At 69.1% G+C, this 7,431-nt stretch carries 8 protein-coding genes; 3 read left to right on the top strand and 5 right to left on the bottom strand.

The genetic code is table 11. The features are described from left to right. A partial coding sequence (locus tag EJC49_RS23085; RefSeq protein WP_170314849.1) for a DUF1499 domain-containing protein occupies positions 1-352 on the top strand: 352 nt, incomplete at its 5' end. A gap of 55 nt (positions 353-407) precedes the next feature. After that, a complete protein-coding gene (locus EJC49_RS23080; protein ID WP_126702288.1) occupies positions 408-707 on the top strand; it encodes an alkylphosphonate utilization protein in 300 nt (99 codons plus the stop codon). A gap of 8 nt (positions 708-715) precedes the next feature. Here EJC49_RS23080 and EJC49_RS23075 read toward each other — a convergent pair whose 3' ends face one another. Next, positions 716-1,621, bottom strand: a complete 906-nt coding sequence (locus EJC49_RS23075) for an MBL fold metallo-hydrolase (protein ID WP_126702287.1) — start codon at positions 1,619-1,621, stop codon at positions 716-718. A 116-nt stretch (positions 1,622-1,737) separates the two neighbouring features. Between EJC49_RS23075 and EJC49_RS23070 the strand changes: the two genes are divergently transcribed. After that, positions 1,738-2,337 carry a biotin transporter BioY gene (locus EJC49_RS23070; protein WP_126702286.1) on the top strand — a complete coding sequence of 200 codons (600 nt, stop codon included), beginning with the start codon at positions 1,738-1,740 and terminating at the stop codon, positions 2,335-2,337. Between the two features lie 114 nt (positions 2,338-2,451). Here the strand turns inward: EJC49_RS23070 and cysQ are convergent, their stop codons facing one another. From cysQ to EJC49_RS23050, 4 genes are all read right to left on the bottom strand, one after another. Further along, the gene (gene cysQ / locus EJC49_RS23065; RefSeq protein ID WP_126702285.1) at positions 2,452-3,258 is read right to left on the bottom strand and encodes a 3'(2'),5'-bisphosphate nucleotidase CysQ; all 807 of its coding nucleotides are present in this window, start codon (positions 3,256-3,258) and stop codon (positions 2,452-2,454) included. After that, positions 3,255-5,159, bottom strand: a complete 1,905-nt coding sequence (gene cysN, locus EJC49_RS23060) for a sulfate adenylyltransferase subunit CysN (protein ID WP_126702284.1) — start codon at positions 5,157-5,159, stop codon at positions 3,255-3,257. The genes cysQ and cysN overlap by 4 nt, the downstream gene beginning before the upstream one ends. Beyond that, on the bottom strand, positions 5,159-6,064 hold the full coding sequence (gene cysD, locus EJC49_RS23055) for a sulfate adenylyltransferase subunit CysD (RefSeq protein WP_126702283.1): 906 nt from the start codon (positions 6,062-6,064) through the stop codon (positions 5,159-5,161). Before cysD ends, cysN begins: the two co-directional genes overlap by 1 nt. A 158-nt stretch (positions 6,065-6,222) precedes the next feature. Next, positions 6,223-7,233, bottom strand: coding sequence for an NAD-dependent epimerase (locus EJC49_RS23050; protein ID WP_126702282.1), 1,011 nt, complete (start codon positions 7,231-7,233; stop codon positions 6,223-6,225). Between the last annotated feature and the right edge of the window lie 198 nt (positions 7,234-7,431).

Raw genomic sequence — 7,431 nt, 5'->3', positions numbered from 1 at the left:
GCCGCCGATCCCCGCGCCGCGGCCGACCACCGCCGAGGGCCAGGCCGCGGCCCTGCCGGACGACGCCGAGGCCGGACCCGACGAGGACGACCCCGGCGAAGCGGGGCCGCAGGACGGGACCGACGAGGGCGTGGCGAGTGCGGAGGTGAGCATCGAGGTGCGCGCCTTCTCGCGGTGGCTGCGCTTTCCCGCCGACCTCGTGGTGCGGCTGACCGACGAGGGCGAGACGACCTTCGTCGACCTGCGCTCGGCCTCGCATTTCGCCCAGCACGACCTCGGCGACAATGCCGACCGCATCCGCCGCTTCCTCGTCGACCTCGACGCCCGGATGGACCCGGGCACGGAGGACTGACGCGCAAGGCCGCGTCGGCCGACATTCCTTTCACGCAAGCAGCACTGGAGCCCGCATGGCTGGCGACGACGACTACGTCTATGACGACAAGACCGGCGAATGGCGCCCGGCCTCGGAGATGGCCGCCGAGGCGGCGGCCCTCGACCTGGTGCGGGACTCGGCCGGCAACGTGCTGGCCGACGGCGATTCGGTGACGCTGATCAAGGACCTCAAGGTGAAGGGCGCCAACCAGACGCTGAAGCAGGGCACCGTGATCCGCTCGATCCGCCTGACCGGCAATCCCGACGAGATCGACTGCCGCCACGAGACGATCAAGGGACTGGTGCTGCGCACGGAATTCGTGCGCAAGCGCTGAGACGGCGCTCAGGCCGGGCGATAGGCGGCGTCGATGGAGACCTCGCCGTCGGCCCCGGCCAGGCCGCGCGCCACCAGATCCTCCAGATGGGCGAGCACCGACAGCCCCGCCGCGCCGTGCAGCCGCGGATCGGTGCTGGCGTAGATCGCCCGCACGATGTCGGGGATCGTCCGGTCGCCGGCCTTCAGCCGCTCGAGGATGGCCGCCTCGCGCATGCGCCGGTGGGTGCGCAGCCCGCGCACGAAGGCGGCCGGCTTTTCCACCGGTCCGCCGTGGCCCGGGAGATAGAGACGGTCGTCGCGCGCGGCGAGCCTGTCGAGCGAGGCCATGTAGTCGGCCATGGCGCCGTCGGGCGGCGCGACGATCGAGGTCGACCAGGCCATCACGTGGTCGGCCGAGAACAGGATGCCGGTGCCCTCCAGCGCGAAGGCGGCATGGTTGGCGGCATGGCCGGGCGTGAGCACGGTGCGGATCGCCCAGCCGTCGCCCTGCACCGTCTCGTCGTCGGCGAGCGACCGGTCGGGCGCGAACGCGGTGTCGGCGCTGGCGTCGAGCGGATTGGTCTCGCCGATGCGCAGCGGGCGGACGGGACGGTGCGGCCCTTCGGCCAGCACGGTCGCGCCGGTGACCCCGGCCAGCCGCCGGGCGAGCGGCGAGTGATCGCGGTGGGTGTGGCTGACGAAGACGTGGCTGACCGGGCGCCCGCCGATCGCGGCGAGCAGCGCCTGGAGATGCGCCTCGTCCTCCGGTCCCGGATCGATCACCGCCAGCGTGTCGGCGCCGACGACGTAGCTGTTGGTGCCGTGGAAGGTGAACGGGCCGGGATTGTCGGCCGTCACCCTGAGCACGCCGGGCGCGACCGCGACCGCCTCGCCATGGGCCGGCTCGAAGCGGGTGTCGAACTCGATGGCCATGAAAAGCGCTGCCTGTGGTCGAAGAAGGGTCAGTGGAGTTGCCGCTTAACACGGAAGTTTCTATAGGGAAACGGAACGGCCATTGTCGGCCGCGCGATTCCAACGGAGCCTCCCCCATGACTGCAGCGAGTGCAACCACTCCTCTCGCAATGCTGGCAATGCCCGAGAAGGGCGCCACCCGCCTGGCCATGCAGGCCGCGCTCGTCGTCGGCGGCACGCTGCTGCTCACGCTGTCGGCCAAGACCAAGGTCGTGCTCGGCCCGGTCGACCTGTCGCTGCAGACGCTGGCGATCCTCCTGATCGCCACGTCCTTCGGCATGCGCATGGCGGTCGCGACGCTGGCGCTCTACCTCTTCCAGGGCGCGATGGGCTTCCCGGTCTTCCAGTCGACGCCCGAGAAGGGCATCGGCCTCGCCTACATGATGGGTTCCACCGGCGGCTACCTGATCGGCTTCCTCGCCATGGCCGCGATCGCCGGCTGGGCCGCCGACCGCGGCTGGGATCGCTCGGCCTTCAAGCTCTTCGGCGCCATGCTGGTGGCCGAAGCGGCGATGATGGCCTGCGGCTTCGGCTGGCTGGCGACGCTGATCGGCGCCGAGAAGGCCTGGACCTTCGGCGTCGTGCCCTTCATCGTGCCCGACCTCGTCAAGGTCGCACTCGCCTCGGCGATCGTGCCGGCCGTCTGGGCGCTGATCCCGGGCAAGGCGCGCGGCTGACGCAAGACAGTTCGGACGAACGAAAAAGGGCGGCGGGCCTCGGCCTCGCCGCCTTTTTCATGCGTGCGTCTTCTTGAGCGCGACCCCCGCTCGACCGGCGCGGCGCAAGCCGCGTCAGGCGCCGCGGGCGATGAACCAGGGATTGGCGAAGTCGACGTCGTTCGCCTGCCGGCGCTTGCCGTAGACGAAGGCGCCGCCGTTGACCAGCGTGGTCGAGCCGCCGGCCGCGCGCAGAACCGCGTCGCCGGCCGCCGTGTCCCACTCCATGGTGCGGCCGAAGCGCGGGTAGAGGTCGGCTTCGCCATTGGCGAGCAGGCAGAATTTCAGGGAGGAGCCGACCGCGACGGTTTCGGCGCCGGGATGCCGGTCGATGAAGGCGTCGGTCTCGGGCGTCCGGTGCGAGCGGCTGGCGACGATGCGCGGCGGGCTGGCCGCCGGTCGCGCCGCCATCGGTCGGCGCCCGACGATTTCCCCCTGCGGCGAGACGTCGGCGATCGTCGCCGTGCCCGGCCGGCCGGCATAGAGCGTGTTGCGCGCGGGCGCGTGGACGACGCCGATGGCGGGCAGGCCGTCGCGCACGAGCGCGATGTTGACGGTGAAGTCGCCCTTGCGGCCGACGAACTCCTTGGTGCCGTCGAGCGGATCGACGAGGATGAAGGCCGAGCCGAGCGCCGCCGGCACCAGGCCTTCGGCGACCTCCTCCTCGGCCACGCAGACCACGCCGGGCAGGCGCGCGCGCAGGCCGGTCAGGATGATCGCCTCGGCCGACTGGTCGGCTTCGGTCACGGGCGAGGCATCGGCCTTGGTGGCCGTGTCGAAGTCGGTGGCGTAGACGGCCATGACGGCGCGGCCGGCGTCGAGCGCGAGCTCCTCGAAGAGGGTCAGGATCTCGCTGTCGGACGGCAACACGGGCGTGGTCATGCAATTCCCCTTTCGCGCAGCCAGGACGCGATCTCCTCGACCATGTCTTCCGGCGGACGGCCGACCGTGTCGAGATGGATCTCCGGGTTGGCCGGCGCCTGGTAGGGCGAATCGACGCCGGTGAAGTTCTTGATCTCGCCGCGCAGCGCCTTGGCGTAGAGGCCCTTCGGATCGCGCCGGGCGCATTCCTCGAACGGCGTGTCGACGAAGACCTCGACGAACTCGCCCTCGGCCATCAGCTCGCGCGCCATGCGGCGTTCCGCCTGGAAGGGCGAGATGAAGGAGACGATGACGATGAGCCCGGCATCGGCCATCAGCCGCGCCGTCTCGGCGACGCGGCGAATGTTCTCGACGCGATCCTCCTCGGTGAAGCCGAGATCGCGGTTCAGCCCATGGCGGACGTTGTCGCCGTCGAGGATGTAGGTGTGGCGGCCGTCGTTGAAGAGGCGCTTCTCGAGCAGGTTGGCGATGGTCGACTTGCCCGAGCCCGACAGGCCGGTGAACCAGAGCACCACCGGCTTCTGGTGCTTCATCTCCGCGCGCGCGGCCTTGTCGACGTCGAGCGCCTGCCAGTGGATGTTGGAGGCGCGCCGCAGCGGGTGGCGGATGAGGCCGGCGCCGACGGTGCGGTTGGTCATCCGGTCGATCAGGATGAAGGCGCCGGTGGAGCGGTTGTCGACGTAGTTGTCGAAGGCGATCGGCTGCTGCACCGAGATGTTGCAGGAGCCGATCTCGTTGAGGTCGAGCGACTTGGCCGCCTCGTGGGAGAAGCTGTTGACGTCGATGCGATGCTTCAGCTCGGTGATCGAGGCTGCCGCCTGGTCGGTCTCGGTGCGCAGGAGATAGGTGCGGCCGGGCAGCATGGGCTGCTCGTCGAACCAGATGATGTCGGCGGTGAACTGGTCGGCCACCTCGGGGCGCGCCGACGGCGACACCAGCATGTTGCCGCGCGACACCTCGACCTCGTCGGACAGCACCAGCGTCACAGCCTGGCCGGCGACGGCGGTTTCGAGATCGCCATCATGGGTGACGATGCGCGCGACGGTCGACGCCTTGCCCGACTTCGCCACCACCACCTGATCGCCCTTCGACACCGTGCCCGAGGCGATGGTGCCGCAAAAGCCCCGGAAATCGAGATTGGGCCGGTTCACGTATTGCACCGGCAAGCGGAACGGCCTGCCGGTGTCGATGCGGTCGACCGGGACCGATTCGAGGTGTTCGAGCAGCGTCGGGCCGCCGTACCAGCCGGTGTTGGCCGACGCCGTGGTGACGTTGTCGCCATAGCGGGCCGACATCGGGATCGCCGTGATCGTCTCGAAGCCGAGATCGCGGGCAAAGCCGCGATAGTCCGCCGCGATCTCCTCGAACACGGCCTCGTCATAGCCGACGAGGTCGATCTTGTTGATCGCCACGACGACATGGCGGATGCCGAGCAGCGAGGCGATGAAGGAGTGGCGCCGCGTCTGCTGGATGATGCCGGCGCGGGCGTCGACGAGCACGATGGCGAGATCGGCCGTGGAAGCGCCGGTCGCCATGTTGCGCGTGTACTGTTCGTGGCCGGGCGTATCGGCGACGATGAACTTGCGCCTGGGCGTGGCGAAGAAGCGGTAGGCGACGTCGATGGTGATGCCCTGCTCGCGCTCGGCCTCCAGCCCGTCGACGAGCAGGGCGAAATCGATGTCGTCGCCGGTGGTACCGTGCTTGCGCGAATCGGTTTCCAGCGCGGCGAGCTGGTCCTCGAAGATCAGCTTGGTGTCGTAGAGCAGGCGGCCGATCAGCGTCGACTTGCCGTCGTCGACGGACCCGCAGGTGAGGAAGCGAAGCAGCGACTTGCGCTCCTGCTCGGCCAGATAGCCGCGCAGGTCGCCGGTGTCCTTCGTTCTGGCGACGGTGTCGTGCATCAGAAATAGCCCTCGCGCTTCTTCTTCTCCATCGATCCGGCTTCGTCGCGGTCGATCAGCCGCCCCTGGCGCTCGGACGTGCGGGCGACCAGCATCTCCTGGACGATGTCCTCCAGCGTCGCCGCGTCGGACTCGATGGCGCCGGTGAGAGGATAGCAGCCCAGCGTGCGGAAGCGGACCATGCGTTCCTCGACGGCCTCGCCGGGACGCAGCTTCATGCGCTCGTCGTCGACCATGATCAACATGCCGTCACGCTCCACCACCGGGCGCGGCCTGGCGAAATAGAGCGGGACGATGGGGATGCCTTCGAGGAGGATGTACTGCCAGATGTCGAGCTCGGTCCAGTTCGACAGCGGGAAGACGCGGATCGATTCGCCCGGGGCCACGCGGGTGTTGTAGATCTTCCACATTTCCGGGCGCTGGTTCTTGGGGTCCCAGCCGTGCTGGCCGTCGCGGAAGGAGAAGATGCGTTCCTTGGCGCGGCTCTTCTCCTCGTCGCGGCGGGCCCCGCCGAAGGCGGCGTCGAAGCCGTAGCGGTCGAGCGCCTGGCGAAGGCCGACCGTCTTCATCACGTGCGTGTGGACGCTGGAGCCGTGGCTGAACGGGCCGATGCCCTCGCGCACGCCGTCCTCGTTGACGTGGACGATGAGATCGAAGCCGAGCCGGCGCGCCATCTCGTCGCGAAACGCGATCATCTCGCGGAACTTCCAGGTGGTGTCGACATGCAGCAGCGGGAAGGGCGGCGTGCCGGGGTGGAAGGCCTTCATGGCGAGGTGCAGCATGACGGCCGAATCCTTGCCGATCGAATAGAGCATCACCGGCTTCGCCATGGTCGCGGCGACTTCGCGGATGATGTGGATCGCTTCGGCCTCGAGCCGCTTCAGATGGGAGATCGCAGTGGACATGCCGTCGGTCAGCCTTCGAAGACGGTGGAATTGTACGCTCTGTCTCCAATTTCCGTCCGCGCGGCAAGCCAAGCCATGCCACAGATGGCCCGATCGGCGGTAAAATCATCCTGTCGGCCCGACACAATTCCGGCGATTGCGGGGCGCTCTCCCGCGGGTCAGACGCGATGGTAGTCGCGGTACCAGGCGACGAAGCGGCGGATGCCGTCGCGCAGCGGCACCTTCGGGCGGAACCCGGTCGCGGCGTTCAGGGCTTCGAGATCGGCGAAGGTGCGCTCGACGTCGCCGGGCTGCATCGGCATCATGTTCAGCTTCGCCTTGCGGCCGATGGCCTCTTCCAGCGCGGCGATGAAGTCCATCAGCGGCACGGGGTCGTTGTGGCCGATGTTGTAGACCCGGTAGGGCGCCGTCGGCGACGTCGACGGATCGGGCGCGGCGTCGGCCTCGCACGGGACCGGCTGCGGCAGGACCTCGAGGGTGGCCACCACCCCGTCCACGATGTCGTCGATGTAGGTGAAGTCGCGCGACAGGGCGCCGCCATTGTAGACGTCGATGGGATCGCCGGCGAGGATCGCCCGGGCGAACTTGATCGGCGCCATGTCCGGCCGCCCCCATGGCCCGTAGACCGTGAAGAAGCGCAGCCCCGACACCGGCAGGCCGTAGAGATGCGCATAGCTGTGCGCCATCAGCTCGTTGGCCTTCTTGGTGGCGGCATAGAGGCTGACGGGATGGTCGACGCTGTCGTGCTCGGAAAAGGGCAGCTTGCGATTGGCGCCGTAGACGGAACTGCTGGAGGCGTAGACCAGATGCCCGACCCCAGCATGGCGGCATCCTTCGAGGATGTTGAGGAAGCCGACGAGATTGGACGTGGCATAGTCGTGGGGAGGGGTGAGCGAATGGCGCACGCCCGCCTGCGCGGCGAGGTGCACGACGCGGTCGAACCGGCCATCGGCGAACAGGGCCTCCACCGCGGCGCGATCCTCCAGGCCCGCCTCGACCATGCGGAAGCCCGGATGGGGCGCCAGCAGCGCCAGCCGGGCGCGCTTCAGCTGCGGGTCGTAGTAGGGATTGACGTTGTCGAAGCCGACGACCTCGTGACCGGCCTCCAGCAGGGCCTTCGCCACGTGATATCCGATGAACCCGGCAGCGCCGGTGACCAGTGTTCGCACGTCGTCCTCGTGATGCGCCGCCGTCTCGGGGTTCTCTCCTACAGTCGAACCCGCGATGCGCCAAGCGCGAATGAGCCGTCATCGTCGCCGGCCGCCTGCGTCGGATGCGCCCGTTCCGGCCGGCCTGCGGGGCGTGGCGTCAGCCCAGCTCGGCGCGCCAGGGCGGATTGGCGCCGGCGCGCCCGACGGTGACGGCGG

This window comes from Aquibium carbonis (assembly GCF_003970795.1).
In the GTDB taxonomy this organism is placed as follows: Bacteria; Pseudomonadota; Alphaproteobacteria; order Rhizobiales; family Rhizobiaceae; genus Aquibium; species Aquibium carbonis.
This window is presented reverse-complemented; position numbering and strand designations above follow the sequence as displayed.

Bases quoted from the DNA above. Each gene is read 5' to 3' on its own strand.
- EJC49_RS23075 (WP_126702287.1), bottom strand. From the start codon at position 1,621: ATGGCCATCGAGTTCGACACCCGCTTCGAGCCGGCCCATGGCGAGGCG.
- EJC49_RS23070 (WP_126702286.1), top strand. From the start codon at position 1,738: ATGACTGCAGCGAGTGCAACCACTCCTCTCGCAATGCTGGCAATGCCC.
- EJC49_RS23080 (WP_126702288.1), top strand. From the start codon at position 408: ATGGCTGGCGACGACGACTACGTCTATGACGACAAGACCGGCGAATGG.
- cysD (WP_126702283.1), bottom strand. From the start codon at position 6,064: ATGTCCACTGCGATCTCCCATCTGAAGCGGCTCGAGGCCGAAGCGATC.
- cysN (WP_126702284.1), bottom strand. From the start codon at position 5,159: ATGCACGACACCGTCGCCAGAACGAAGGACACCGGCGACCTGCGCGGC.
- cysQ (WP_126702285.1), bottom strand. From the start codon at position 3,258: ATGACCACGCCCGTGTTGCCGTCCGACAGCGAGATCCTGACCCTCTTC.